At 36.8% G+C, this 26713-nt stretch carries 20 protein-coding genes and 1 tRNA gene; 11 read left to right on the top strand and 10 right to left on the bottom strand.

The window, feature by feature from the left end; all coding sequences use genetic code 11:
• The first annotated feature begins 8 nt into the window (after positions 1 to 8).
• A complete protein-coding gene (locus tag ACS8MM_RS15265) occupies positions 9 to 1133 on the top strand; it encodes a SusE domain-containing protein (RefSeq protein WP_379718552.1) in 1125 nt (374 codons plus the stop codon).
• 50 nt (positions 1134 to 1183) lie between these two features.
• Positions 1184 to 4057 (top strand): alpha-amylase family glycosyl hydrolase, encoded by a 2874-nt coding sequence (locus ACS8MM_RS15260; RefSeq protein ID WP_379718549.1) that lies wholly within the window; start codon positions 1184 to 1186, stop codon positions 4055 to 4057.
• A gap of 77 nt (positions 4058 to 4134) precedes the next feature.
• On the opposite strand, the gene ACS8MM_RS15255 is transcribed toward ACS8MM_RS15260, so the two are convergent.
• The 6 genes from ACS8MM_RS15255 to ACS8MM_RS15230 form a co-directional block, all read right to left on the bottom strand.
• Positions 4135 to 4797 (bottom strand): hypothetical protein, encoded by a 663-nt coding sequence (locus ACS8MM_RS15255; protein WP_379718546.1) that lies wholly within the window; start codon positions 4795 to 4797, stop codon positions 4135 to 4137.
• Between the two features lie 66 nt (positions 4798 to 4863).
• Positions 4864 to 8271 carry a hypothetical protein gene (locus tag ACS8MM_RS15250; RefSeq protein WP_379718544.1) on the bottom strand — a complete coding sequence of 1136 codons (3408 nt, stop codon included), beginning with the start codon at positions 8269 to 8271 and terminating at the stop codon, positions 4864 to 4866.
• A gap of 61 nt (positions 8272 to 8332) precedes the next feature.
• Positions 8333 to 8917: a hypothetical protein gene (locus ACS8MM_RS15245; RefSeq protein ID WP_379718541.1), complete on the bottom strand. Its 585-nt coding sequence runs from the start codon at positions 8915 to 8917 to the stop codon at positions 8333 to 8335.
• 194 nt (positions 8918 to 9111) lie between these two features.
• Positions 9112 to 10365, bottom strand: coding sequence for an aspartate kinase (locus ACS8MM_RS15240; RefSeq protein WP_379718538.1), 1254 nt, complete (start codon positions 10363 to 10365; stop codon positions 9112 to 9114).
• 46 nt (positions 10366 to 10411) lie between these two features.
• Positions 10412 to 10885, bottom strand: a complete 474-nt coding sequence (locus ACS8MM_RS15235; RefSeq protein WP_379718535.1) for a GNAT family N-acetyltransferase — start codon at positions 10883 to 10885, stop codon at positions 10412 to 10414.
• A 1-nt stretch (position 10886) separates the two neighbouring features.
• A complete protein-coding gene (locus ACS8MM_RS15230) occupies positions 10887 to 11708 on the bottom strand; it encodes a M48 family metalloprotease (protein ID WP_379718531.1) in 822 nt (273 codons plus the stop codon).
• 179 nt (positions 11709 to 11887) lie between these two features.
• Between ACS8MM_RS15230 and fbp the strand changes: the two genes are divergently transcribed.
• Complete coding sequence (gene fbp / locus ACS8MM_RS15225; protein WP_379719042.1) at positions 11888 to 12895, top strand: class 1 fructose-bisphosphatase; 1008 nt, start codon at positions 11888 to 11890, stop codon at positions 12893 to 12895.
• A gap of 92 nt (positions 12896 to 12987) precedes the next feature.
• Here fbp and ACS8MM_RS15220 read toward each other — a convergent pair.
• Positions 12988 to 13058 (bottom strand) — tRNA-Gln (locus tag ACS8MM_RS15220).
• A gap of 184 nt (positions 13059 to 13242) precedes the next feature.
• Between ACS8MM_RS15220 and ACS8MM_RS15215 the strand changes: the two genes are divergently transcribed.
• Entirely contained in the window at positions 13243 to 16455 is a 3213-nt protein-coding gene (locus tag ACS8MM_RS15215; protein ID WP_379718528.1) for a protein O-mannosyl-transferase family, read from the top strand.
• Between the two features lie 60 nt (positions 16456 to 16515).
• Positions 16516 to 17166: a polysaccharide deacetylase family protein gene (locus ACS8MM_RS15210; protein ID WP_379719039.1), complete on the top strand. Its 651-nt coding sequence runs from the start codon at positions 16516 to 16518 to the stop codon at positions 17164 to 17166.
• Here ACS8MM_RS15210 and ACS8MM_RS15205 read toward each other — a convergent pair.
• Both ACS8MM_RS15205 and ACS8MM_RS15200 read right to left on the bottom strand, forming a co-directional pair.
• Entirely contained in the window at positions 17163 to 17459 is a 297-nt protein-coding gene (locus ACS8MM_RS15205) for a thioredoxin family protein (protein WP_379718525.1), read from the bottom strand. The two genes, ACS8MM_RS15210 and ACS8MM_RS15205, sit on opposite strands and share 4 nt — an antisense overlap.
• A 53-nt stretch (positions 17460 to 17512) precedes the next feature.
• Positions 17513 to 18946 carry a metallophosphoesterase gene (locus ACS8MM_RS15200; RefSeq protein ID WP_379718522.1) on the bottom strand — a complete coding sequence of 478 codons (1434 nt, stop codon included), beginning with the start codon at positions 18944 to 18946 and terminating at the stop codon, positions 17513 to 17515.
• A gap of 374 nt (positions 18947 to 19320) precedes the next feature.
• Here ACS8MM_RS15200 and polA point away from each other — a divergent pair, with 374 nt between their 5' ends.
• Both polA and ACS8MM_RS15190 read left to right on the top strand, forming a co-directional pair.
• A complete protein-coding gene (gene polA / locus ACS8MM_RS15195; RefSeq protein WP_379718519.1) occupies positions 19321 to 22167 on the top strand; it encodes a DNA polymerase I in 2847 nt (948 codons plus the stop codon).
• Positions 22168 to 22187: 20 nt separating this feature from the next.
• Positions 22188 to 22595, top strand: a complete 408-nt coding sequence (locus ACS8MM_RS15190; protein ID WP_379718516.1) for a hypothetical protein — start codon at positions 22188 to 22190, stop codon at positions 22593 to 22595.
• Here the strand turns inward: ACS8MM_RS15190 and ACS8MM_RS15185 are convergent.
• Entirely contained in the window at positions 22590 to 23618 is a 1029-nt protein-coding gene (locus tag ACS8MM_RS15185) for a LacI family DNA-binding transcriptional regulator (RefSeq protein ID WP_379718513.1), read from the bottom strand. The genes ACS8MM_RS15190 and ACS8MM_RS15185 overlap by 6 nt on opposite strands.
• Before the next feature lie 224 nt (positions 23619 to 23842).
• Here ACS8MM_RS15185 and rplM point away from each other — a divergent pair, with 224 nt between their 5' ends.
• From rplM to tsf, 4 genes are all read left to right on the top strand, one after another.
• Positions 23843 to 24298, top strand: a complete 456-nt coding sequence (rplM, locus tag ACS8MM_RS15180) for a 50S ribosomal protein L13 (protein ID WP_136667823.1) — start codon at positions 23843 to 23845, stop codon at positions 24296 to 24298.
• A complete protein-coding gene (gene rpsI / locus ACS8MM_RS15175; protein WP_379718508.1) occupies positions 24298 to 24684 on the top strand; it encodes a 30S ribosomal protein S9 in 387 nt (128 codons plus the stop codon). Before rplM ends, rpsI begins: the two co-directional genes overlap by 1 nt.
• Before the next feature lie 141 nt (positions 24685 to 24825).
• Complete coding sequence (rpsB, locus tag ACS8MM_RS15170) at positions 24826 to 25584, top strand: 30S ribosomal protein S2 (protein ID WP_379718505.1); 759 nt, start codon at positions 24826 to 24828, stop codon at positions 25582 to 25584.
• 130 nt (positions 25585 to 25714) lie between these two features.
• Positions 25715 to 26677: a translation elongation factor Ts gene (gene tsf, locus ACS8MM_RS15165; protein ID WP_379718502.1), complete on the top strand. Its 963-nt coding sequence runs from the start codon at positions 25715 to 25717 to the stop codon at positions 26675 to 26677.
• Positions 26678 to 26713: the final 36 nt, after the last annotated feature.

The raw sequence follows: 26713 nt of genomic DNA, 5'->3' as shown, positions 1-26713 counted from the left end.
CATAGATTATGAAAAATATATATAAATATTTATCGATCAGCATACTAGCATTTGCTTTGAATTCATGTGAAGATGAAAATAATTTTAAAATCTTAGAACCTGAAGAAGCATCTTTCGAAATAGTAACTCCTTCAAGTGGCACTTCGATTATTTTAACTGAAGCTACTCCCAATAATCCTGCAGTTACTCTTACTTGGCAACCTGCAGTTTATACAGTACCAACTGCAGTAACTTATACTGTTCAATTTGCAAAAAACGGAACTGAATTTGCTGTTCCTGTTGACATTACAGAATCGCCAACAACAAATGCTACAATCAATGTTGCTGAGCTTAACTTAAACTCATTGCTATTAGGAGTTGCACCTTTTACCGAAGGTACCATTGATGTAAGAATTAAAGCAACAGTAGGCACAACTGGAGCTGAGCCTCAATATTCAAACATCATTAACTTATCGGTTACGCCTTTCGGATGTCTTAATCAATATGGTGTAGGTGCTGGATTAGTAGACGCAGGATGGAATTGGAACAGCCCGGTAGTGATGTTTTGTAATGACAATGTATTGACTTCAACAGTAAATCTTGCAAACGATACGTTCCGATTCTTTACTACTGAAGGCGATTGGGGATCAGGAAGAAATTACCCTTACTACACTGGAGCTGGATATGTAATCAATTCTACATTAGTAAATGCCAATGATGGTGATAGCAATTTCCGATTTATAGGAACAGCGGGTGCACATCGCTTAAAAATCGATGAAAACAACAAAACCATTACTGCTTTCCAAGGAACTTCTTCAAGTAATTCATTTTGGTTGGTAGGTGCAGCAACCCCAGGCGGTTGGAGCTGGGCCGGAAACAATGAAACAGAATTAGGCAAAATCGACAATGGCGTATACGAAGTGCCTGTTGAATTAAAAAACAACGAAACATTTAGAGTTTGGTTTGCTAATGATGGTGGCGATAGCTGGGGTTCACCTAATAAAAACTTCCCAGGTTATATTGCTGATGGTTATACTATTTCATCTGATTTTGTAAATGCTAATGATGGTGACAGTAACTTCAGATATGTAGGAACAACTGCTGTAAAACTTTTCAAAATAGATACAGTTAACAAGACAATAACCTTTAATTAAAAAATCACCAAAAGGCTGGTTATTCCAGCCTTTTTTATTTCAATAGCAACATGAAAAAATTTACACAAATCGTATTATTTTTCATATCGATAGCTGCATGGTCACAACAACAAACCGTTAGTTATAGTATCACACCTAGCACTTTCGAAGAAAATCAATCCATTACAGTAACTTTTCAAGGTTCATCTATCAATGAAGGAACTTGGGGCGTTGTGGGTAATGCACTTTATCTTTGGGCATGGTCGTATGACCTTAATGACGCCAACAGTTTGGACTGTCCAACAAACGGCACTTGGACTTCCTCCAATGAAGCAAATCGTTTAACGTATAATTCAGGAAACGATACCTATACAATCACCCTTACTCCGAATACATTTTACAGCAGAACGGGTATTGGTCGCATAGGCTTTCTAATTAAAGCTAAAAACGGAACGGGTGATAAAAAATCACAAGATATCTATGCTGAAGTAGGCTCTTTCCAAGCCAATCTGATTACACCGGCACAAAATTCAAACACAATTGTCACTTCAGGGGGCAATTTGACTATCACAGCAAATAATACAAATGGCTCAGCAAACTATGTACTTTTAGCCAACGGAGTTCAGATTAACACCTTCACCGGTAGTTCATACAACTTCAACGACACGAATATTACCACGAATAAAGCCTATGAGTTGCTTATCACTCAAGCTAGTGTTACCTTCTCCAAAAAATTCAATGTAATTATCAATCCAGGAACTATTTCTCAAGCTATTCCATTAGGTCTAGTAGATGGAATCAATTACAATACAGGCGATGCTACTAGAGCTACTTTGGTACTTAGTGCTCCAGGTAAAGATTTTGTATATGTAGCAGGAACTTTTAACAACTACCAACCCTCTGGCGCATATGCCATGAAAAAAGATCCTTCCTCAGGAAAATTCTGGCTGGAATTAACAGGATTGACTTCTGGACAAATTGAAAATTACCAATACTGGGTAGTTGACACTACTCCTATTGCCAATTCGCCTTCTGTCGTAAAAACGGCTGATCCGTTCTCAACATTAGTTTTATCGCCTTACGATGACCCTTGGACACCCGCTTCAACCTATCCAAATTTACCAGCATATCCTGTTGGACAAGAAAGAGAAGTAACCGTACTGCAAACAGGACAAACTGTTTATCCATGGATCAATACTTCATTCACTAAACCAAAAAAAGAGGATTTGATTGTTTATGAGGCTTTAGTTCGAGATTTCGATTCCGATAGAAACTATCAGGATTTAATCGATAAAATGGATTATTTCAAGAACTTAAAAATCAACGCAATAGAATTAATGCCGGTTATGGAATTTGAAGGCAACGAAAGCTGGGGATACAACACGGCGTTCCACATGGCTTTAGACAAACATTATGGACCTTCAACCAAGCTAAAAGAATTGATTGACTTATGCCACAGCAACGGCATTGCAGTAATTTTAGATGTGGCGCTTAACCATGCATTCGGAAGAAATCCAATGAACAGAATGTGGATGAAAGATCCAGATGGTGATGGATGGGGCGACCCAAGCTCCGAAAGCCCTTATTTCAACGAATTTCCAAGACACAGTTACAATGTTGGCTCCGATTTTAATCATACTTTACCTTTAACTAAAGCGTATACAAAAAGAGTCATCAAACATTGGATTGAAGAATATAAAATTGATGGCTTCCGTTGGGATTTGACCAAAGGATTTACTCAAAATTGTATTGGTAGCGAATCATGTACCAATGCTTATCAACAAGACCGCGTAGATGTGTTGAAAGAATATGCCGATTACAGTTGGTCACTGGATCCAACGCATTATGTAATTTTCGAACATTTGGGTACTGATAGTGAGGAACAACAATGGGCCAACTACAGAGTTACCGGTGAAGTAGATGGCATTTCGAAAGGGGTAATGATGTGGGGGAAAATGTCAGATGAATTTGCTACGCTAACGAAAGGGTATAGTACGAGTGTAAATCGCGTAGGCCATCTGAGTAGAGGTTTCACAGCCAAACGATTAATTGGTTATGCAGAAAGCCATGACGAAGAAAGAACAATGTATAAAAATCTAACTGAAGGAAATACTGCAGGACACAACGCTAGAAACCTAAACATTGCTCTAATGAGAATGCAAACCATGGGAGCGTTGCATTTATTAGTGCCTGGTCCAAAAATGATTTGGCATTTCGGAGAAATGGGGCATAGCGACTCGATTTTTACTTGTACTGATGGTTCGGTTAACTCACAAGTTGATGCGACCCCCGGTGACTGTAAACTGGCTACTAAACCGCAACCTCAATGGACAAACAACTGGTTAGCTGATGCCAACAGAGGTCCTATTTATACACTTTGGAGTAAATTAAATACATTAAAAATCAATGAACCTGTGTTTGAAGGCAATTACAGCATTTCACCTGATGTTAGTAATTTAAAACAAAGACTTTATGTTTGGGATGATGCATTTGCTCCAACTTCATTAAAAAATGTAGTTGTATTGGCAAATTTTGATGTAGTAGATCAAAATTTTACGCCTAATTTTCCTTACACCGGAACTTGGTACAATTTAATTGATAACACTTCATTAAATGTTACCAATACGACTACACCAATTTTAATACCGGCAGGAACTTTCAGAATTTACGGAAATCAACCAGCGCAAAGTTTAGGAACCGACGATTTCAACATTGCTGATTCCATTGGTTTGTATCCCAATCCATCCAAGGAGTATTTCAACTTGACCGAAGCAATTAAAACAGTCGATATTTACAATGTAACTGGACAGCTTGTAAAAAGTTTCAAAGGTGGCTTTACCAGTGATTATAACTTCTCTACAACCGATTTAAGAAAGGGAATTTATTTTGTAAAATTAACCGATGATGCAAACCGTCAAGGAACCATCAAATTAATCAAAGAATAGTTCGTTTACTATAGTTACGTTTGTATTAATAAAAAACCCGGGTTTTCAGCCCGGGTTTTTTTAATATTCGACAGAAATTATTCTACCTGATTGTCATCTATGTAAGTTTTGTTACCGTTTTTATTGATGTAATACTTACCACCTCTTGGCCCTTCAAATACTTTTTTATCATTGTACTTTCCAATCACTTTGTCTTTAGTGTTCGGATTCGCTTTTTCGGTCGTTTCTCTCTCTTTCTTAGCAACTACCTTTTTAGTTTCTGTTTTTGCTTTAACCACCTTATCGCTCGCTTCAGCCTTAGTTGTTGTAGCTTTTGTCTTCGCTTTATTCGACTCGTCTTTCACTTTGGCATCCGCCTTATTTGCAGTTGCTTTGGCTTTTCCAGCTGTCGACTTCGCTTTTCCAGTTTCTGAAGCACTGTTCTCTTTCACTTTAACAGCAGCTTTGTCTGCTTTAGCTTTAGTTTCTGTCTTTTTAACCGTTGCTTTTTCCTTAGTCTCCTTCGCATCAGCTTTTTTCGCTGCTGCCTTTTCTTTAGCTTCTTTTGCCTTCTCTTTTTTGGCATCTGCTAATTCTTTTTTGGCTTTCTCAGCTTTCGCTTTTTCTCGCTTTTCTTTTGCAGCTTTTGCTTTTTCAGCCTTTTCAATTTCTGCTTTTGTTTTCTTTTCAGTTGTAGTTTCCTGAGCATAGAAGCTATTTGAGAATACAAACATGAAACACAATACAAGTAACTTTTTCATTTTCAATTCGTTTAGATGTTATAACATTAAAAATACTAATTTTTTAAAGCAAAATACATACCAAAATTAAAAATAGGCCCTCAACTGAATATTCCCGGTATGAATAGCATTGATGGATTCACTTTTGCGTCCTTGATAATTGATATTGATATCCAAAAACTGAGTCAAACTTTTCTGCAACAGTAAACGCCAAGTACTATTTTTACCTGCCTGCAACCCTTCTAACATTTGAAAACCTACAGGAGAAAATTGATTCCCTGTAAATTGATTACTTACCAATGCAATTTCACCATTCAATGTCAATTTCTTTTCGCTCGCCAAATTAAATGACAATCCAAACGTATTTTGTTGCAACGATTCCAAACCATTCAATTGATTTTCTTTGTTTTGGTGTTCATAAAAAACATCCAAACTGGCATTCTTATTGAACAAATACGAAATTTTCGATTCCAACTGTTTCCCTTCGATACTGAAATTACGTGAAGCATAATTTTCTGAAGAATTCCCAGATCTGAAGCTTTTCCCTGCAGCAGAAATCAACCATGTTTTTCGCAATAAATGAAGGTATTGCAACTGATGCGAACTATTTTCTGCTTCTTGAATTCCCGAAGTCTGTAAACTCTGAATTGAATTGGCGATATAAGTATAGGTAACGGAATGCTTTTGTTTCCCTCGATTGAAAAAAAAACTGTTTCGGAAACTCGAATTCAATCCTAGCAAGTCGTCGTCGTTTTTTTGAAACGGATTCAAATCAAAATTATCAGCATCTCTTCTAATTTTTCTTTCAATAAGATACGACGTCTGATTATAGAAGTGCGAAACCAACTTTTTAAATCCTTTTTTATTTTGCCATACTATCGGACTTAAAGTTATCGATTGTGAAAATTTATTCTGATGTGTCTTTACAAAAATCTGATTGGGCAAAAACACTTTGACATATTTTGCCTGATCCGGAAACAAAGCCACTTCAAATTCTTGAATTTCCTGTATTCCATTATTGTTATAGTCATTCCAAGCATATACACCTCGACCAGGCTCTACTTCCAAAAAAGTAAACTCCTGTTGTGGTAAGGTGCCAGAAGTGGTCTCATACGCCGTCGTAGTTTGCAAGAATTGGTTAAAAAAACGATCGTTGTATAAAATTCTGGAATTTAAAGACGGTTCATCACCTCGTTGATCTTTGAATTTTAAGTTGCGATAATTTACAAAAACAGACAAATCACTTTTATCGGTTTGAATCAATTTCGACTTAATATAATACGATTGTGACGTGTTTACCCGTTTCAATTCACCTAGTTGCAAACTATCATTCACTCTATTTAGAAATCCCAGTTCCATATATACTTTGGTTGAATCACCACGTCCTATGAATGCTCCCATTTCGGTGAATTTCTGACTCAAGTCTGACAACAGCTGTGTGTTTTTATCTTTTTGCTGATTGTCTTCTAATCGAAGACTTCCTCCTACCCAATTTTTTTTAAAATGAAATTTGGTTACAGTCTGATTGCGAAGAAAATTGGATTTCATCTGATTGCTCTCACTATTCATCCAGCTACCATCATTCGTGAAAATCCAGTTTTTAGTCTTATAAAAACCTCCAACCACGTGACGCTTACCGGAAAAATTTTCGGAAAAATCCAATTGCTCCAATTGGTATTTCCAATTCGACCTTCCTTCTAATGAAAACTGCAATCCTGTTACAGCCAAACTCTGATTGCCTAATGGATTAAGCAGATTCCAGTCTCTGTCAAATTCAATCGTAAATAAACGTTCAATAGTTTTAAAATTTTTCTGTATCCACTGGTAATTTCCAAAAGCATCCAATGTCCATTTTTTGGTCCATAGCCGTTGCCTGAAGTTAATTTTCCCAGCCAAACCTCGGTTGTCATCATCATCAATTTCAGAGAATAAGTTTTTATCGTTATTACTTACTCCAATTTCAAAATCAGCCATAGTTTTTTCATTGGGATTATATTTGCCCATTACCGTTGCTATCTGAATTTTTGTAGGAGCAATTAAACGAACAACAGGTTCATAATTTCCCTGAGGAACACCAGCGACGGGAGTAACAAATTCGAATACTCGACCGTTGGTTGTCGAATTGGAAATAATATAATTGCCTAAATTATTGCCGACATTACTAAATTTCAAATTGAAAAGCTGATCATTCGGATTGGTAGAATACTCAAAAGCATCTATGCCATCGATAACCACTTTTCGATACAATATTTTATTTTCCGAATACGATTCCTCAATGGCTGAAGATGCCGTCATTAAAGCACTATCATCTCCGGCAGCCGCTAAAATTTGAGCTTGTTCAGAAGATAAATTTTGTTGCACCGGCTGATTCTTGACATCATTTTCTGAATACACATAACCTGCCAAACTCCATTTTTCCTGTTCATGATTCACTCCGGCATAGGTAACAAATCGGGTGTAATTTCGATCCGAATATTGGTATTCGATACTGATTCGCATCTCGGAAGTAATAGGAAATAACGAAGTAAAGATGATTTCACCAGCATTGTAATCGATTACATAATCATTATTTTCACCCCGTTTAAGTAGGATTCCATTCACAAAAACCCGTTCCGAACCCGAAATTACGAGTATGTACAACTCTCCGTTCGGCCCTTTAAGTTTGTACGGTCCTTGATTCCCTTCTTGACCAACAAATGTACTTTTGGCGTATTGGCCTCTCACCAATGCTCCAGAAGCAAAAACTTCTGTCTTTTTTTCTTGCGGTCCAAACACAAAATGGGAAGCTAACCCTTGCACTTTTTTGTTAAAATTGAGGAACTTTGATTTTCTGTTTTCAAGAAACAAATCTCCGGCTCGAATATTCCATCGGTCCGAAAACAATTCAATAAAAATCTGGTCGAATTCATCCAAACGTTGGGAATAGCCTCCTTCCTGTAGCGGAATATTGCTATCCTGAATGGATGCTCTCAAACTCACTTTATCCGATAACTTACCAGTAATTTGCAAATCAAGGTTCGAATTTACCGATGCATTTTGATTGTTCCCAATAGTAATTCCTCTGGAAATACTTCCCGATGTGTTCAGCCCGTCAAAAGGAGTTGATTTGTTCAGCGATCCATTCGACACTTGATACAGCTGACCAATATTGTCTGCTGTGGTAACTACTCGACTTTTATCGTAAATGGTGTATTCTTTGGTTAAAAACTCAGGAAATTTCAAATAACGTACCGTCAATGTATCCGTTGATTTGAAATTGTTTTTAAAAACAAGGAGACCTTTTTGAAAATCCATTCTATAAAAAGTCGTATCAACAATTGCACCTTTGCCGTCCAACAGCTTAAAAAAACTTTGGTTGATACTTACTGTGTCAATTCGAATACTGTCTTTTATCGCTACTATTTTTTTGGAATGGTACGGAGTTTCTTGTGCCAATAGAGGTATCGACCATAAAAAGAAAATAAAAAACGCATAAAAAGCAGGCTTTTTAATCATATAAAAAAAACTCCAAAGAGTCAAAGATATTGCAATTCAGGATAAAAAGCTATTGCGTGGTCTAATTAGAGAGTGCGATATGTTCAATTTTGGAATTCTTTTTGTCAAAGGAAACAATCAACGAACAAGTTCCATTAGTACAAGAATTATTAGAAATAATTTTCTTTGAGGTTTGAGCACTGTTTACTCCGTTTTCTGAAATTCCCCATGAAAGTGAGAAAATATTCGATTCAAAATCCTCTTTGGCAAATGAATTAACCGTAAAATTGGAAAGTAAAAAAGGTTGATAATCTCGTTTATGCAAAGGAACTATTGTCTTATCCTTATTGACAAGTACGGGCTGTAGTATAACCAATGTGTTTTGAGGCAATTCTTCCCAGTCATTCCAATTTACTTCTTTAACAATCCACGATTTTTGATTATTAATTTCAATAAAAAGTAACTTTTCCTGAGCAGGAAAAAGTAACAGATGTTCATTAACCATACTCATCTTATCCATTTCGTTTCCCACTTTGCGCCCAAAAATCTTAATATTCCTATTATTGATTTGAGCGGAAACCATAAAACAACCGGATAACAGAAAAACAAACAACCAACCGAATGTGAATTTAAACCCCATAATTCTCTCGGAATAAGTATTTTGCATTCTAAATGTAAGAAAAATTAAAGAAAGAAGGCTCAAAAAGAGTAATTATTTGACAAAACGAAAAAATCCCCAGAAGATAAAATTGGTATTCAAATCTTCTGAGAATTTAAGGTATCCTGAATTACACTTTATTTCAGGAGAATTTATGTTCTGATATTGCCTTTACTTTGGACACAAAGCTTGGCCTTGAATGCCTACTCTTTGGTAACCACCTGAAGTGTTTCACGACTCATTTGACGCAACAAAACCGTTTTATTTTGCTCCACCATTTTCATCGCTTTGTCATCAAAATGACGAATGGTGTACAAAGACACATTCTCATTGTAAGACACTTTGAATTTTTTAGCCAGGATTTTGTGCATTTCTTTGAAGTTGCCGAATTTATCTTCTACACAAACAGAAAAACTAATTGCCGAATTCTGAATCAAACTCACTTTGATTTTGAATTGATGCAACAATCCGAAAATTTCACTGATATTTTCTTCCATAATAAATGAAAAATCAATCGATGACAACGAAATTAACAATTGGTCTTTCTTAACGATAAAACACGGTAACTTTGGTTCTAAATCTTCTCCTTTGGCAACACTGGTTCCCGGCAATAAAGGATTGATAAATGATTTCACAAACAGAGGAATTTCTTTTCTTTGAAGTGGTTGCAATGTTTTCGGGTGAATCACACTTGCTCCGTAAAAAGCCAATTCAATAGCTTCGCGATACGAAATCTGATTCAGTAACGTAGCATTTTCAAAATAACGTGGATCCGCATTCATTACTCCGGGAACGTCTTTCCAAATGGTTACACTTTCCGCATTCAAACAATAGGCAAAAATAGCCGCCGTATAATCCGAACCTTCACGTCCTAAAGTTGTCGTGAAACCATTCTCATCGGCACCAACGAAACCTTGTGTAACAAACAGCGATTTCTTTTTCGCAATTTTTCCAATCGTCTTTTGGGTAACTTCCCAATTCACATTGGCATCACGATAGGTATTATCCGTTTTAATATAGTTTCGAACATCTATCCACTCTGTTTTTATTCCTTGAGAACTCATATAATGACTTACAATCGTAGTAGAAATAATCTCACCAAAACTCACAATCTGATCGTATACGAAGTTATAATTTGGCGATTTATTACTGCGTAGGAAATATTCCAAATCTGCAAAATGATCACGAACATCCAAAAACACTTCATGCTCTTCATCTTCAAACAAATCAAGTAGAATTTCGTTATGGTATTTCTTAATTTCCTGTACCGAGGCATTCAATTCTGAAGATTTTTCGAAATAGTGCTTTATCACTACCTCTAATGCATTCGTTGATTTACCCATGGCAGATACCACTAACAAAACATCTTCATAACCTACTTTTTGCAAAACGTCAAAAACGTTTCTCACACCGGCAGCATCTTTAACAGACGCACCACCAAATTTAAAAATTCTCATAGTTGTTCAAATTTCAAAGCATACTGACTTTGATTGTTGTTATTAATTATAATTTATTGATGAATACATTAATTCCTTCCTCACTCATTTGGACTACACGCCAGTCGTCCAATATTTTTGCACCCGATTTTTCATAAAAATCAATAGCATTCTGATTCCAATCCAACACATTCCATTCGATGCGGCGCACATTGTCTTTCTTACCTTGTTGGATAATTTCCTTATACAATGCAAAACCGGCACCAGTACCGCGTTTATTTTCTTTAACAATTAAATCTTCCAAATGAATGGTCTTCCCTTTCCAGGTAGAATAACGATAATAGTACAACGCCATTCCTATAATTTCACCCTCATCTTCTGCAATGAAAGTATGAAACAATGGATGCGCTCCAAAACCATCACGTTCCAAATCGGCCACCGTTACCACCACTGCTTCCGGTTCTTTTTCAAAAATAGCTAGCTCTCGAATGAGTTCCAGCACTTCTGTCATGTCATTTTGAGTTCCTTTACGGATAATCATATTATTTTTTCTTTTTAGCCGTTGTTTTTTTCTTCGTTGCTTTCACATACGGTTTATACAAACCTTCCGCCATTGCTCTTTCTTTTGCTTTCAAAGCTCTGTCCTTTGGATCAGGGTGCGAACTCATCATTTTGGTAATAACATTCGACTCTGCTCCTTCATTGAGTTTCGCCAAAATCGTAAATGCAGATTCCACAGCATTCACATTATACTTATTTCGCTTCATGAATTCATACGAATACATATCGGCATCACTTTCCTGTTTACGGCTATGTGCATTGGACAATAAAGCACTTCCAATTTTACCCAATTGCCCATCAGTCACTTTAGCTACTTTATCAGATTGTGAGCCAACTGCATCCATTAAGGCTTCATTACGATACGCAGCCTTAATTGCATCACGCGAATCGTGATTCACCACGTGGCCAATTTCGTGACCAATAACCGCTAATAACTCATTATCATCCATGATATCCATCAAGCCCGAAAAAACTCTCACACTACCATCAGCCGTTGCAAAAGCATTTACTTCTTTTATCTTGTACACTTTGTAATTCAAGACTAATCCATTCTCGTTTTTATGTTTTCCAAACAATTTATTCAAACGAATGGTATACGGATCCTTAGGACCAGCTACAACATTTTCCTTATCCATCTTGTCTACAGCTTCTTTCGATAATTTAGCCGCATCTTCATCACTAAAGGTGAAACTGGTTACCCCTTTTTGTAAAGCTCCAAGTGCCTTATCTCCTAAATTAATCTGAGCCTGTACCGAACAAACTCCAAGCAGTAACAATGAACAAAATAGCGTTTTAGTTTTCATAATCGTCTTTTTTATTGATTAACAAAGATAAAATAACTTAAGGTGATAAAAATAACCTATTTACAAGTTTTTTGTTATTTCACCTCCTATTTTCAGAACGATGAAATTAGAAATCAAGTATGGCTAATCTTTGAAAATAAATTAGGATATTTGTGCCACTAACTACAACGATTTCTTACATGGAAGAACGCAATAAAACCCTTGGTGAATTTATTATTGAAAAACAAAACGATTTTCAATATTCCTCGGGAGAATTATCAAGAATCATCAACTCAATCCGTTTGGCTGCCAAAGTAGTCAATTACAAAGTAAACAAAGCTGGCCTTGTAGATATCGTAGGTGCCGCAGGCGACCAAAACATTCAAGGGGAAGATCAACAAAAATTAGACGTTTACGCTAACGAAGTGTTCATTCAAACCCTAATCAACAGAGAAATTGTTTGCGGAATCGCTTCTGAAGAAAACGACGATTTCATCACCGTAGCCGGATCAGACAACAGCCACAACAACAAATATGTAGTATTAATGGATCCTTTGGACGGTTCATCTAATATTGATGTAAATGTATCCGTAGGAACCATTTTCTCTGTATTCAGAAGAGTTACACCTATCGGCACTCCAGTACAATTGGAGGATTTCTTACAACCCGGTGTAAACCAAGTAGCAGCCGGTTATGTTATTTACGGAACATCTACCATGCTGGTATACACTACCGGACATGGTGTAAACGGATTTACATTGAACCCTGCCATCGGTACTTTTTACCTTTCACATCCCAACATGCAATATTCAGAAGATGGCAACATCTATTCCATTAACGAAGGTAACTATGTCCACTTCCCACAAGGCGTGAAAGATTACATCAAATATTGCCAGCTAGAGGAAGGCGATCGCCCATACACCTCAAGATACATTGGAAGTTTGGTTTCCGATTTCCACAGAAACATGATTAAAGGCGGTATTTACCTATACCCAACCAGCTCAAAAGCACCAAAAGGAAAACTTCGTCTGCTTTACGAATGCAATCCAATGGCTTTTATCGCCGAGCAAGCCGGAGGGAAAGCATCCGACGGATACCAACGTATCATGGAAATTCAACCCACCGAATTACACCAACGCGTTCCTTTCTTCTGCGGAAGCCGCAATATGGTTGAAAAAGCGGAAGAGTTTATGAAAAACAGCAAATAAAGACAAAAGCCGGAAGAAATTCCGGCTTTTTTTATATCCCATGCAAAAAGTAGTAAAAACAAAAAAGCCCTGATTGCTCAGAGCTTTGTTTGTTGGTCCACTAGGACTCGAACCTAGAAAGACGGCACCAAAAACCGTAGTGTTACCATTACACCATGGACCATTTTTTTTTGCTTAATTCTTCAACACCGTCGGCGTTAATTCCTTATTGCGAGTGCAAATTTACGACGTTTTTTTAATCACGCAAGTTTTTTTTCAAAAAAAATTAAAAAAATGTTTTTTAACCTTTTCTTTAGATAAAAAAATAGTTTCTTTGTGTAGCAAATTACAAACCGATACAGGATCATATGTCATTCAATTTCAACAAGTGGAACACCATTCTCGGGTGGATTTCCTTCTTTATTTCTCTTTTAGTTTACTCTTTAACCGTTGAACCTACCATGAGTTTTTGGGATTGTGGCGAATATATTGCTACAGCTGCCAACCTTGAAGTAGGTCACCCACCAGGAGCACCACTATTCCAAATGATAGGTGCCTTCTTCTCTATGTTTGCCATAGGAAAAGAAAACGTCGCTTTGATGGTTAATATGATGTCGGTATTTTCAAGCGCCTTTACCATCTTGTTTATGTTCTGGTCATCCACCATTATTATTAGAAAAATAATTACACCTTACACCGATTTAAACAAAAATAATTCAATTGCCATTTTAGGAAGTGCTTTTGTTGGCGTTATGGCTTTCACATTTTCAGACAGCTTTTGGTTTAATGCAGTAGAAGCCGAAGTATACGCTATGGCAACCTTCTTAATCGCTCTTTTATTTTGGCTTGGATTACGCTGGGAACAGGAAATGGACTCACCAAGAGGCAATAAATGGCTTTTAGTTATTGCATTGGTAGTAGGACTTTCTTTTGGAGTTCACTTTATGGCTTTACTAACCATTCCATCTATAGGATTTTTATATTATTTCAAACACTACAAAAAAATCACCGTAAAAAACTTTATTATAGCCAATGTGGTGGTGGTTTCTGTTTTGATGTTCATCTTCAAACTATTACTACCTTGGATCATGACATTTTTCGGAGCTACGGAAGTCTTCATGGTAAACAGCCTTGGACTCCCTTTTAACTCCGGAACTATTTTCGTTACCATTGTGTTGGTTGCTTTCTTCTATTTCGGATTGAAATACACACACGAAAAAGGAAAAGTTTTCTTCAATACATTGCTATTGTCTGTTTTATTCATATTAATTGGATTCTCAACTTGGTTAATGTTACCAATTCGTGCCAATGCCCAAACTCCTATCAACGAAAATAAACCTTCAGATGCGCGTGAAGTATTAGCCTATTACAACCGTGAACAATACGGCGAGCAAAAACTATTCTACGGACCACAGTTTTCAGATACGTATGCCGGTTTGGACGAAAACAATCCTTATAGCGATGAGAAACCCAACTACGAACGTGATGAAGCTACAGGAAAATATGTAATCGTTAATAATTTCAAAAACGGAAAACAAAATACTGACGATAACCACAAAGCATTCTTGCCTCGTTTATGGAGCAGTGAACACAATGTAAATTATATGCGCTTCACCAAGCCTTTAGAATTTACCATCAATCACCAAGCTTTTGAAGACGAAAGTGAAATGGAACAAATGACACAAATTGTTTCTGAATTCAGAGCTGCATACGCTTCAGGTAAATTAGATATTGAAGATTACGACAAGTTCCTACGATCTTACGGCCAATACCTAATCGTGGAAAAACCATCCACTTGGGACAACTTACAATTCATGTTCGAATACCAATTCGGATACATGTACTGGAGATACTTGATGTGGAATTTTACCGGAAGACAAAACGACAAACAAGGAGAATACGACCTTAAAGACGGTAACTGGATTAGCGGAATCAACGCGATCGATTCGATTCGCTTAGGTTCTCAAGACAACCTACCAGCCGACTGGAAGAACAACAAAGGAAGAAACACTTACTTCTTTTTGCCTTTCATCCTAGGCTTAATCGGTTTCTTCTTCCATGCTAAAAAAGATTTAAAAAGCTTCTATGTTCTTTTGGCTTTATTCTTATTTACGGGTTTAGCATTAAAAATATACTTGAACGAAAGACCTTTCGAACCACGCGAGCGTGATTATGCATTGGTCGGCTCATTTTATGTTTTCGCAATTTGGATCGGAATCGGTGTCTATGCCATTTATGATAGCATCAAAAAATACATCACACCAAATATTGCTGGACCACTTGCTATTGGTGTTTGCTTCTTGGCAGCGCCGGTTTTAATGGCATCTCAAAACTGGGACGATCATGATCGTTCTAACAAATACACAGCAACCTCTTCAGCAAAAGCGTATTTAGATTCATGTGCACCTAATGCCATTTTATTTACCATTGGAGACAACGACACTTTCCCATTGTGGTACTTACAGGAAATAGAAGGCTACAGAACTGACGTCCGCATTGTAAACACCAGTTTATTAATGACCGACTGGTATATTGACGCTATGAAACGTAAAGCCTACGATTCAGATCCGGTACCAATTTCTTTCGAACACAAAGACTACGTGGGCGAAAAACGCGACTATTTGATTTTTGACAAAGCAACCGATGAGCGAATGGACGTGAATGCCTTTTTTAACTTCATTTCCAGCGACGACCCAAGAACATTGGTAGAAATGCGTAACGGACATAAAATTCAATTTTATCCAACAAATAAAATCCGCATTCCTGTTGATAAAAAAGCAGTATTGGCAAACAAAGTGGTCAACCCAACTTTAAGCGACTCAATCGTTCCGTACATTGACTTAGACATCAAAGGTGATGCGATTTACAAAAACCGATTAATGATGTTGGATATCGTTAGAAATAATAACTGGAAAAGACCTATCTATTTCTCACCAGGCGCTTTCGGCGATGACGATTATATCTGGATGAAAGACTTCTTACAATTGGACGGCATCATTTACAGACTAATCCCTGTAAAAACGCCATTGGATAAAGACGCTTACAGCTTTGAAATGGGAAGAATCGATACGGATGTAATGTACAAAAATGTAATGAAATGGACATGGGGTAACGGAGAAAGAAGCGATATCTATCACGATCCTGAAACTAGAAAAAACAGCATTTCATACAGAACCAACTTTACCCGTTTAGCAAACGCACTTATTGCAGAAGGCAAAACAGAAAAAGCAGAGAAAGTGGTAGACTTAGCCATTGCTAAACTGCCTCTCGATTATTACGAATTCTATAGCTTGGTAGATCCGTTGGCCGACAATTATTACAAACTGAACAGAAAAGAAAAAGCACGTAAAGTTTTGAAAGACTTGGTAGCAAAATATCAGGATGAACTAAAATATTTCACCGCTCTAAATCCTTCAGAACAAAATGATTTCGCTGTAGATATCGTTACAGACATCGAAAGATACCGCGGCCTATTAGAAATTGCCAAGGAAAATAAAGACCAGGCTTTCTACAATGAGTTAAAACCAACATTCAACAGTTTTGCGCAACGATTTGAGCGTTACGGTGTTGAATTAGAATAAAACAATCCATAAATTTCACTATAAAGCTTTCGGAAGTTCTTTCGAAAGCTTTATTTTTACATTATGTTTTACTGGATAAAAACCCCCGGAATAGTAAAATGGTTATTTCATAATCAAACGTGGTCTATTCCAAACATCCACAATAAAATCTACCTGACATTTGATGACGGACCAACACCGGGGGTCACAGAATGGGTTTTGGATTTATTAAAAAAAGAGAACATCAAAGCTACTTTTTTCTGCATAGGCAAAAACATCGAGCTATACCCTAACCTTTTTCAAAAAATACAACAGCATGGCCACAACATCGGTAATCATACGTTCAATCACCAAAACGGTTGGAAAACCAAAACCTCTGACTATTTACAAAATATCGAGCAATGCAAAGAAGCGATTGAAACATTTGAAAACACCAAAACAACAACCAAATTATTCCGTCCTCCTTATGGCAAGATAACCACAAAGCAATCTGGAAAACTGCGAAAATTAGGTTATAAAATTATCATGTGGGACGTTCTAACTGCAGATTTCGATACCACAATCACACCAGAAAAATGTTTAGAAAATGCCATTCAAAAAGTGGAACCCGGAAGTATAATTGTTTTCCACGATAGCATAAAAGCAAGAAACAACCTTGAGTATGCCCTACCCAAAGCTATTCGTTTTTTAAAAGAAAAAGGATATGTGTTTGAATTGATTGGATCGGATTAAAGCTGATCTTGAACCAAAGTGATTAAGGTGTTCGCATCCAATTCACCAGATTGACGCCATTTCATCTGACCTTCTTTATAAATCATCAACGTAGGCAATCCTTTAATACGAAGTGCTTCCGCCAATTCTTGATTTTTATCCACATCAATTTTAATGACTTTAGCTTTATCTCCTAACGCCGCTGCCACATCTTTGATAACAGGATGCATGGATTGTGATGATTCGTTCCAATCGGTATAAAAATCGATTAAAACAGGAACATGGGCGTTAATAAGCTCTCCAAATTTTGACATAAGTTTATTATTTTAATTAAACTTTGTTATACAAATATAGTGTTTTTACTAAATTACACTGTATTTTGACCTTTTTTTAACCTAATAACCGTAATTTCCGGCATAATACCAACGCGCCCTGGATAAGCATGATAGCCAAAACCTCGGTTCACATACACATATCTACCCAAATATTCATAACATCCTGCCCATTGTTTGTACATGTATTGGGCTAAACTCCATTTGAAAAAACCCGGTATCTCTATCCCAAATTGCATCCCATGAGTATGACCGCTTAATGTCAACTGATAATGCTTATCGTCATGTTTTACAATTTCTTCCCAGTGACTAGGATCATGACTCATCAACACTTTAAAATCAGATTTAGATAAGCCTTCGGAAGCCTTGACCACATCACCCATAGATCCAAAATGCTTACCCCAATTTTCCACACCAACAATAGCAATCTCCTGATCGTCTTTCGTCAACTTAATATGCTCATTCAGCAATAACTTAAAGTCAATCTGACGATGCAAATCTTTAATCTCCTCAAAATTCTTTGCTTTTTCCTCTTCCGATTTCCAATCCAAATACGCACCGTAATCATGGTTCCCTAAAATAGAATACTTCCCGAACTTAGGCTGTTCCAAACGATTAAAAGTAGCAATCCACGGATGCATTTCTTCTGCTTTTGCATTCACAATATCTCCCGTAAACAAAAGTACATCCGACTGTTGCTCGTTGATCAAATCAATAGCATAATTGATTTTTTCAGCATTGTCAAAACTACCCGAATGAATATCGGAAATATGCGTAATCGTAAAACCATCAAAAGCATCGGGTAAATCAGGAAAGAACAAATTCTGCTTGATTACTTTATAATTGTATCTTCCAACGGTCACTCCATAAATCAAAGACAAAAAAGGCACCGAAGCCAAACCCAATGCAATCTGACTTACAAACTTTCTGCGCGAAGGCAAAAATTCAGTAGCCACTTGATTGTTTTTGGAAAAAAACTGCACTACACCAAAAAACAATCGAAAGACATCTTCAACGAACAATGTGGTCACAATGACCAACTTTGGCAGCAAGAACATCAAAAGCAAACCTAAGGTAAATAAAGAACTTCGCGTTTGTCCAACGCTTCTGTCAAATTTAGCCAGTCCATAAACTATCAATACAAAACTGACTATGGAAACAATCCAATAGGCATAAATCAATAACTTATTCTGAAAAACAGTCTTGAATATTAAAAAAGAAGAATATTCTATAATAAAATAGATTTTTACCACAATCAATACTGTCCCAATTACATAAAACAGCTGAAATACATTTGACAATTCCCGTAGTGAGGGAAAAAATCGCCCTGTAACAATCACTAAAAAAAATAAAGCCGAAGTCGCAAAATAACCAACCAACAACCCTTTGTTATTAAACAATGCTTTGAACGCATTGTAGGCATACACCTCAACCAACAACAATAATACTATATAGATGAATTTAGACATTTTAGAAAAATTTAGACAAAATAACGAAGAAAGTCAACACAATAGGTCTTTGTTAATCAAAATTTAACTATTGAAAAACAAAACAATGGAAAACCACAACACCATTCTTGACACATCCTACACACAACCAACACCAAACTGCTCTACTTTTTTTAAAAAACAGATAGATCTAGCACTGTTGTAGTACTGCAAAGTGTTGCTCAAAGGTTAGACCATTTGATTTTTAATCTTCCCTAAGTTGAGCTTCTTTACCGAATAATTTTCAAACAATCAACATTCAAACAGGACAAACAAGTAGCCATAAACTACAAACGGCAAACCCTATCCAACTTAATAAAAGTTTTGTACTTTTGAATGCTTACAAAATAACAATCATGTCAGATCAAAAACGCCTATTCTTACTTGATGCATACGCCTTAATCTTCAGAGGTTATTACGCTTTTATTAAAAACCCTCGTATCAATTCCAAAGGAATGGACACCTCGGCTATCCTGGGTTTCATGAACTCTCTAATTGATATTATCCGAAGAGAAAAACCCAATCACCTAGCGGTAGCATTTGACAAAGGCGGAAGCGATTACCGACTTGAAATGTATACCGAATACAAAGCTAACCGTGATGAAACTCCCGAAGCCATCAAAATTGCTGTTCCCTATATTCAGGAATTGCTTAGAGCCATGCATATTCCCATTATCGAAAAAGCCGGCTTCGAAGCCGATGACTTAATCGGAACATTATCCAAACAAGCAGAAAAAGAAGGCTATCAAGTGTTCATGGTAACTCCCGATAAGGATTTCGGCCAATTGGTTTCCGAAAACATCTTTATGTACCGCCCTGCCCGTTTAGGGAACGATATTGAAATCTGGGGTGTAGAAGAAGTAAAAGCAAAGTTTGAAGTACAAGATCCGTTGCAAGTAATCGATTTCTTGGCTATGATGGGCGATGCCGTAGACAACATTCCCGGATTACCTGGTGTTGGGGAAAAAACAGCTAAAAAATTCATCGCCGAATACGGTTCTATCGAAAATTTATTAGCCAATACACACCAATTGAAAGGTGCGATCAAAGATAAAATTGAAGCCAACAAAGAACAAGGTATTTTATCTAAGAAATTAGCCACTATCCTACTGGATTGCCCGGTTACTTTTGATGCTGAAGACTATGAATTATCCAAACCGGATGTTGAGAAAACAGATGCTATCTTTCAAGAACTGGAATTCCGTCAACTCAAAGCACAGTTCGACAAATTGTTTGGTTCCGGTAAAGAATACGACGAAATTGACACCAACGGTAATGGAGACTCTTCTAAACCCGCTAAAAAAACAGCTCCTAAAAACGAAAACCAATTCGACTTGTTCGGTTTTTCAGATGAAGACTCCGACGCTCCTGTTTCCCACTCTGCTTATGCTACTTTAGAGAATACGCCGCATTTGTACCAAATCGTTCAAGGTGATTTACCTATCAAATTATTAATTCAAAACTTAACGAATCAACCTTCTGTATGTTTTGATACTGAAACTACAGGAATTGATGCCTTAAATGCCGAATTGGTTGGTATGTCTTTCTCTTACGAAAAAGGAAAAGGTTTCTATGTACCTTGTCCCGAAAACCAAGAAGAAGCAAAAGCTTTAGTTGAAAAGTTCCGACCGTTCTTCGAAAACGAAGCCATAGAAAAAATCGGTCAGAACATGAAATACGACTTGAAGGTTTTAGCGAATTACGGCATTGAAGTCAAAGGAAATCTATTCGATACCATGATTGCACATTACCTGATCAATCCGGATATGCGTCACAACATGGATGTATTATCGGAAACCTATCTGAAATACGCACCCAAGTCTATCGAAACATTAATTGGCAAGAAAGGAAAGAACCAATTATCCATGCGTGATGTCGCTTTAGAAGACATCAAAGAATACGCTACCGAAGATGCCGATGTGACTTTACAACTGAAAGAACATTTCCAGCCTATTCTAGAAAAGGTAGGTACTAAAAAATTATTCGACGAAATTGAAATTCCATTGGTAAAGGTTTTGGCCGACATGGAACGCGAAGGAATCAACCTAGACGAAAACTTCCTAAAAAACATGGCGATTGACATGGAAAAAGAAATTGCCATTTTTGAAGAGAAAATATACGAAACAGCTGGGGAGAAATTCAACCTGGCTTCTCCAAAACAATTGGGTGATATTCTATTTGACAAATTAAAAATTGGTGGTGCCAAACAAAAGAAAACCAAAACAGGTCAATATGCCACTGGTGAAGAGATACTATCCTATCTAGCCAATGACCATGAAATTGTTCGTGATATCCTGGAGTGGCGTCAACTGGTAAAATTAAAAAGTACATATGTAGATGCCTTACCAACACAGGTAGATAAAAAAACCCAACGCGTACACACCGACTATATGCAAACGGTTGCCGCTACAGGTCGTTTGAGTTCCAACAACCCGAACTTACAGAATATTCCAATCCGTACCGAAAGAGGTCGTCAAATCAGAAAGGCTTTTATCGCCCGAGATGAAAACTACACCCTGCTTTCTGCCGATTACTCGCAAATTGAATTGCGCATTATTGCGGCACTTTCTGGAGAAGAGAACATGATTGCAGCTTTCCAAAATAACGAAGATATTCACCGCAGTACAGCTGCCAAAGTGTTCAACGTAGCTTTGGAAGAAGTTACCAAAGAACAACGTAGCAATGCCAAAACTGTAAACTTCGGAATCATATACGGGGTTTCCGCTTTCGGATTATCCAACCAAACGAATTTATCCCGCAAAGAAAGCGCCGACTTGATCGATGCCTATTACAAAACCTATCCGAAGCTAAAATCCTACATGGCCAACCAAGTGGATTTCGCCAGAGAGAACGGTTATGTGGAAACCATTTCCGGAAGAAGACGTTATTTGAAAGATATCAATTCCGCCAATGCCATTGTCCGTGGTGGCGCTGAACGTAATGCCGTGAATGCTCCTATTCAGGGAAGTGCCGCCGATATCATCAAAATCGCTATGATTAACATCCATAAAAAACTGAAAGAAGAAAACTGGCAGTCAAAGATGTTGCTACAGGTACATGATGAATTGGTGTTTGATGTTCACAATTCCGAACTGGAGAAAATCCAACCCATGATCAAACACGAAATGGAAAACGCCTTCAAAATGGCTGTACCGTTAGAAGTGGAAGTTGGACTGGGAAGAGATTGGCTTGAAGCACATTGATATTTATTCACAAACAAATCATGGAACCGGAAGACAACTTCAAACCTCCCATAAAATCGAGAACAACAAGAGATTTAATAGAAATAGCTGCTTATCCTGAAAAATGGAACAAAGCAGCTTTTCAATTGGCTCAAGAAGAATTAAAGTTAAGAGAAGTAGATCCTGATAAAATAAAAAGAAGAAGACGTAGTCTCAAAAAAATGGAAAGAAATGAAAGGCGCAGCATTGCAAACGAACCTTTCTGTTTCTTCTCATTAAATTTTCTTGAAGGTTTTATAGAATGGAGCGAAGTATTCACTTTTCTTTTTTCTTGGGGATTGGAAGAGGACGGGTTAACAAGAAAAGCAGAATTCCAACGCACATATAGGCCGTTTGTGATTGTAATTTTTCTAATTACAATCTTTATACTTTTTTTAGGAAAATTATAGCTTAGGCTTCCTAACCGAATCACGGTAACGCAACTCAGTTTTTATTATAGTCGTTTTATAAACATTTTTCTCCGCTTTTTTCTCAATACGGTCAATGAGGAGTTTAGCGGCTTCGGCACCAATCTGTGGTCCGTGCTGACTGATAGTCGCTAAGCTTGGTGTTAACCTTCTCGACCATGCACCATCGGCAAAACCAACCATTGATAATTCATCCGGTATTTTGATTCCTTTCTTCACGGCCAATTTCATGGCTAAAGTCGAAGCATGTTCATCCAACGCAAAGATGCCGTCCACTTTAATAGTATCAATTAAGTTAGCCAGCTTTTCATCGTATTCTTTTACAGAATTTACCGCTATGATTAAATCTTCATCTCTGGCAATATCATTTGATTTTAACGTATCCAAATACCCATTGATACGCAATTGCGATACACTCAGATTGGCTTCACAAGTTAATAAAGCAATACGTCGGCAACCGGTGGTAATCAAATGCTGTGTGGCATGTACCGCCGAATCATAATCGTCCACCACCACTTTGTCACAATCCACTATATCCGAGATACGGTCAAACATCACAATAGGCACACCTTCTTTAATCACTTCCTTGAAATGGGAAATCTCATTTTTCTTTTGAGTTTCTTCGGCAATCGACAAGATAAAACCGTCCACCGTACCGTTACTCAACAAATCAATTGCCTGTTGCTCTTTGGCAAAAGATTCATTCGATATATAAGTAATCACATTATACCCTTTAGTATTGGCATACTTTTCAATACCACTAAAAACCTTCGCAAAAAAAGGATTCAAAATATTCGGGATAATTACACCTATTGTATTGGTACGCTGTCTTTTTAAGTTTTGCGCCATGCTGTTCGGTTTGTAATTACGGATGGCCGCATATTCTTTGATGCGTATTTTTGAAGCTTCGCTAATTTCCGGGCTGTCACTTAGTGCCTTTGATACTGTTGATACTGAAACTCCTAAGTCTTTTGCTATTTCTTTTAAGGTCGCTTTTGGCTTCATAGACTACATATATATGATGTAAAAGTAACAAATTAATCATTATTGCCTCATTAATAAAACCTATTGAAAAGCAAGGCAGTTTATTCAAAATAATCCAAAACACCTAACCGATTGAAAAGCAAGGAAGAAAGAATTTTTAAAATGCTATTTGCTTTATAAATAAATAATTGTACTTTTGCACTCCCTTAATTGGGAATGGAATGTTTAATTAAAAAGTAATTATTGTGAACACATTAAGCTACAAGACAATTTCGGCAAACAAAGCTACTGCAGATAAACAGTGGATTGTTGTTGATGCTGAAGGTCATAACTTAGGTCGTCTTGCTTCAAAAGTTGCGATGCTTTTAAGAGGTAAGTACAAACCAAGTTATACACCGCACGTGGACTGTGGAGATAACGTAATTGTTATCAACGCAGAGAAAATCAACCTAACTGGAAACAAATTAGATGACAAAACTTACGTTCGTCACACAGGTTACCCAGGAGGTCAAAGATTTTTAACAGCTAAAGTAATGCAACAAAAAAACCCTGCATTATTAGTAGAAAAAGCTGTAAAAGGAATGTTACCTAAAAACAAATTAGGTGCTCAATTATTCCGTAATTTGAATGTAAATGTAGGTCCAGAGCACAAACATGCTGCTCAAACACCTAAAACCGTTAATTTAAACGATCTTAAGTAATGGCAGTTATTCACAAAATCGGTAGAAGAAAATGTGCCGTGGCACGTGTTTACGTATCAGAAGGTACAGGAAACATCACTGTAAACAAAAAAGCATTTAATGCTTACTTCCCTACTGCAACTTTACAGTACAAAGTAATGCAACCTCTTGCTATGACTGAAAACGCTTCTAACTATGATGTAAAAATCAATGTTTATGGAGGTGGTACAACTGGTCAAGCAGAAGCTGTACGTATGGCTATTGCAAGAGCAATGTGCGAAGTTGGAGAAGGAAACAGAGCAATCTTAAAACCAGAAGGATTATTAACACGTGACCCTCGTATGGTTGAGCGTAAGAAATTCGGTCAGAAGAAAGCTCGTAAGAGATTCCAATTCTCTAAACGTTAATATTTATTATTATTTATTAAAACTAAGTTATTGTTGCTTTTCCGCGCTGAGGCCGGAGACTAGTTTAGCATCTAAATGGTTCAGACCGAGACAATCGCTACTCAACCATTGCTAATTCAACAGAACGTAAACTATTACAAAATGGCAAATAAAGTAGAAGTTAAAGACTTACTAGAAGCAGGTGTTCATTTCGGACACATGACTAGAAAATGGGACCCAAACATGGCTCCTTACATCTATATGGAGCGTAATGGTATCCACATTATCAATCTATATAAAACTGCAGCTAAAATTGAAGAAGCTAACGAAGCTTTGAAAAAAATCGCTGCATCTGGTAGAAAAGTACTTTTCGTAGCTACCAAAAAACAAGCTAAAGACATCGTTGCTGAAAAAGCAGCGGCTGCAAACATGCCTTACATCACTGAAAGATGGCCAGGTGGTATGTTAACCAACTTCGTTACTATCCGTAAAGCTGTTAAAAAAATGGCTTCAATCGACAGAATGAAGAAAGACGGTACATTTGATACTCTTTCTAAAAAAGAGAAATTACAAATTGAGCGTCTACGTGCAAAATTAGAGAAGAACTTAGGTTCTATCGCTGATATGTCAAGATTACCTGCTGCATTATTCGTAGTAGATATCAAAGCTGAACACATCGCAGTAAAAGAAGCTCAAAAATTAAACATTCCTGTTTTCGCAATGGTAGATACAAACTCTGACCCACGTCAAGTTGACTATGTAATCCCTGCGAACGATGATGCTTCAAAATCAATTGACAAAGTATTATCATTAGTTACTGCTGCTATTACTGAAGGTTTATCAAACAGAACTTCAGATAAAGAAGTAGAAGCTACTGAAGAAGCAAAAGTTGAAACTCCAACTGCAGCTTCAGAAGAATAAATAAAATAGATTCCAATCTCAATTCCAAGTTCCAACGAATTGTCAAATTTGACGATTTATTAAAATTGGAATTTGGAATTTGAAGATTGGAATTTTTTACTTTTAAAAAAATTTAAAAATTTAAAACACTATGGCAACAATTACTGCTGCAGACGTAAATAAATTAAGACAAACTACAGGTGCCGGAATGATGGACTGTAAAAAAGCTTTAGTTGAAGCTGATGGAGATTTCGACAAAGCAATTCAAGTTCTAAGAGAAAAAGGACAAAAAGTGGCTGCTAACCGTTCTGACCGTGAGTCTTCTGAAGGTGCTGCTGTTTCTTTTATCAATGCAGACAACACTAAAGGAGCTATCATCACTTTAAACTGTGAGACTGACTTCGTAGGAAAGAATGAAGCTTTCGTAGCTTTAGCTAAAGATTTAGTTGAAAGAGCTATCAACTTTTCTTCTAAAGAAGAATTTTTAGCATCTGACTTCAACGGAATTACTGTTGCTGAAAAACTAATCGAGCAAACTGGTGTTATCGGTGAAAAAATCGAAATCGGTGGTTTTGAAATTTTAGAAGGTGCTTTCGTTGGATCTTATGTTCACGTAAACAAAATTGCTGCTTTAACAGCTATTTCTTCTCCAATTGCCAATGCTGATGTTTTAACTAAAGACATCTCTATGCAAGTTGCTTCTATGGGAGCTGATACTTTATCTTACAAAGATTTTGATCCTGCTTTTGTTGATTCAGAACTTGCTGCTCGTATTGCTGTAATTGAAAAAGAAAATGAAGAAGCACAACGTTTAGGAAAAACATTGAAAAATGTTCCTAAATATATTTCTTACTCTCAATTAACTGAAGAAGTTTTAAAACAAGCTGAAGAAGATGCTAAAGCTGAATTAAAAGCTGAAGGCAAACCAGAACAAATTTGGGATAAAATTATTCCTGGAAAAATTCAACGTTTTATCTCTGACAATACTACTTTAGATCAAGAGAAAGCTTTATTAGATCAAAACTTCATCAAAGATGACAGTAAAAAAGTAAGCGATTACGTTAAAGAATTCAATGTTGAAATCACAGGTTTCAAAAGAGTTACTTTAGGATAATTAATATCTTAAAATCATACAAAACCTCAGTCCTCG

Source organism: Flavobacterium sp. MAHUQ-57 (genome assembly GCF_051908335.1).
Classification (GTDB): Bacteria; Bacteroidota; Bacteroidia; order Flavobacteriales; family Flavobacteriaceae; genus Flavobacterium.
Note: the sequence above shows the minus strand (reverse complement) of the source record. Positions and strands in the feature narration are given on the sequence as shown.

Excerpts from the sequence above, each read along its gene's own strand:
- ACS8MM_RS15265 (WP_379718552.1), top strand. The coding sequence starts at position 9 with ATGAAAAATATATATAAATATTTATCGATCAGCATACTAGCATTTGCT.
- ACS8MM_RS15260 (WP_379718549.1), top strand. The coding sequence starts at position 1,184 with ATGAAAAAATTTACACAAATCGTATTATTTTTCATATCGATAGCTGCA.
- ACS8MM_RS15255 (WP_379718546.1), bottom strand. The coding sequence starts at position 4,797 with ATGAAAAAGTTACTTGTATTGTGTTTCATGTTTGTATTCTCAAATAGC.
- ACS8MM_RS15250 (WP_379718544.1), bottom strand. The coding sequence starts at position 8,271 with ATGATTAAAAAGCCTGCTTTTTATGCGTTTTTTATTTTCTTTTTATGG.
- ACS8MM_RS15245 (WP_379718541.1), bottom strand. The coding sequence starts at position 8,917 with ATGCAAAATACTTATTCCGAGAGAATTATGGGGTTTAAATTCACATTC.
- ACS8MM_RS15240 (WP_379718538.1), bottom strand. The coding sequence starts at position 10,365 with ATGAGAATTTTTAAATTTGGTGGTGCGTCTGTTAAAGATGCTGCCGGT.
- ACS8MM_RS15235 (WP_379718535.1), bottom strand. The coding sequence starts at position 10,885 with ATGATTATCCGTAAAGGAACTCAAAATGACATGACAGAAGTGCTGGAA.
- ACS8MM_RS15230 (WP_379718531.1), bottom strand. The coding sequence starts at position 11,708 with ATGAAAACTAAAACGCTATTTTGTTCATTGTTACTGCTTGGAGTTTGT.
- fbp (WP_379719042.1), top strand. The coding sequence starts at position 11,888 with ATGGAAGAACGCAATAAAACCCTTGGTGAATTTATTATTGAAAAACAA.
- ACS8MM_RS15215 (WP_379718528.1), top strand. The coding sequence starts at position 13,243 with ATGTCATTCAATTTCAACAAGTGGAACACCATTCTCGGGTGGATTTCC.
- ACS8MM_RS15205 (WP_379718525.1), bottom strand. The coding sequence starts at position 17,459 with ATGTCAAAATTTGGAGAGCTTATTAACGCCCATGTTCCTGTTTTAATC.
- ACS8MM_RS15200 (WP_379718522.1), bottom strand. The coding sequence starts at position 18,946 with ATGTCTAAATTCATCTATATAGTATTATTGTTGTTGGTTGAGGTGTAT.
- polA (WP_379718519.1), top strand. The coding sequence starts at position 19,321 with ATGTCAGATCAAAAACGCCTATTCTTACTTGATGCATACGCCTTAATC.
- ACS8MM_RS15190 (WP_379718516.1), top strand. The coding sequence starts at position 22,188 with ATGGAACCGGAAGACAACTTCAAACCTCCCATAAAATCGAGAACAACA.
- ACS8MM_RS15185 (WP_379718513.1), bottom strand. The coding sequence starts at position 23,618 with ATGAAGCCAAAAGCGACCTTAAAAGAAATAGCAAAAGACTTAGGAGTT.
- rpsI (WP_379718508.1), top strand. The coding sequence starts at position 24,298 with ATGGCAGTTATTCACAAAATCGGTAGAAGAAAATGTGCCGTGGCACGT.
- rpsB (WP_379718505.1), top strand. The coding sequence starts at position 24,826 with ATGGCAAATAAAGTAGAAGTTAAAGACTTACTAGAAGCAGGTGTTCAT.
- tsf (WP_379718502.1), top strand. The coding sequence starts at position 25,715 with ATGGCAACAATTACTGCTGCAGACGTAAATAAATTAAGACAAACTACA.